Source organism: Treponema zioleckii (assembly GCF_014737315.1).
Taxonomy (GTDB): Bacteria; Spirochaetota; Spirochaetia; order Treponematales; family Treponemataceae; genus Treponema_D; species Treponema_D zioleckii.
This window is the reverse complement of record NZ_JPUF01000146.1, coordinates 1-1,281: the sequence shown is the minus strand read 5'-3', so window position 1 is coordinate 1,281 and position 1,281 is coordinate 1. Positions and strand designations below refer to the sequence as shown.

Below are 1,281 nucleotides of genomic sequence, written 5' to 3'. Positions count from 1 at the left end.
TCGTTAGAGCATTTACTTCCCCCCTACAAATCGCGATTTGTAGGAAGACCAAAAATCCGCTTTTCCCCGGAAAGTCCGCCACAAAAAGCGCCTTTTCCGGGAAAATTTAAGAATTGCGCTGCATATAGCGTAGTTTTTACAGTTCTAAAACCGCTCGAATTTTCTGACGAGTGGTTTTAGAATTTTCCGCGGACGGAAGTTTTCCGCCGATAAAATTCTTAACGGAGGATTTTAAAACCTGAGCTGATTTTTGTCTTTCTGGAGCCGGAAAGCGGATTTTTGGCGTGAAAATGCCTGAAATCCATTGAGATTGGGGGGCTGTCAGTCCAATCAATCTCAATTGTTACCACTACGCGGGGAACAACCCGGTGAGGTACACCGACCCGGATGGAAGAGAATTATGGGGCTGGGTAGATTCTGCTCCAGAAGGTATTACATGTGGTTGGAATGATAATGCGCCTCAGACAGCTGCTGGATATCACGATTGGATGGACCCTGCTTCAAAGGCACTCTTTGACATTGATCATGCTGAAGTTGATATGGGAAATTATAAAATGCGTTTCTGGAAAGGTGACTATGGTTCTACAGGACGCTTTTTGGTTACAGGTATTTTCCTCCTTAGGGGTAATATAAGAGCCGCAATAAACGCGTACTTTATAATAGGTATGGCTGGTGGGGAAACTGGAATTTATAACAATGATGGTAGAGGTCTTGGAAGCGATGGTGGCTCTCTCATGTCAAAAGAGGGGCTTAAGCAGTTAGGAATCACAAATGTATCATTGTCTGTAAAACACAAAGGTGGAAGTAAGATAGCATCTGTAAGCGGACTAAAAGCATGGCCAAATGTCTATAATATTTCTGATCGTTCAAAAAAATATGATATATATACAGAGACAACATATTCATTTATTGATGAAAATACAGCAAGTGCATTTGAAGCTAATTTCAAAGCTAATGTTCCAGATGCTTATCAAGGACAGTTTTCTACAGAAAATAATGGAAAAAACATCACAATAATCTGGGGGAAAAATGAGTAACATGAAAAAAATAAGTTTTGTTGCTTTGGTGTCAGCTATGTTTTCCGTTTTTATTGGATTCTTAAAGAGTTCAGTTTTTGCGCAGAGTATTCCGTCTTCAAGAGCGACATATTATGGGGATGTACCAAAAAACAAGAGACTCTTGTTGAGTTTTGGAGACCAAATATCACACGAAGCGATGTTTGGTCCTGATCACAAAGAAAATGATGTTAAAAACTATTTGGCACATGGTCTAGACCCAAAC

General features: G+C 40.2%; 2 protein-coding genes. Both read left to right on the top strand.

All coding sequences use genetic code 11. The features are described from left to right. The first annotated feature begins 368 nt into the window (after positions 1 to 368). Positions 369 to 1,037 carry a hypothetical protein gene (locus JI65_RS16935; RefSeq protein ID WP_191018337.1) on the top strand — a complete coding sequence of 223 codons (669 nt, stop codon included), beginning with the start codon at positions 369 to 371 and terminating at the stop codon, positions 1,035 to 1,037. Beyond that, on the top strand, positions 1,030 to 1,281 hold a 252-nt coding region (locus tag JI65_RS16930), incomplete at its 3' end, for a hypothetical protein (protein ID WP_191018336.1). The genes JI65_RS16935 and JI65_RS16930, both read left to right, overlap by 8 nt.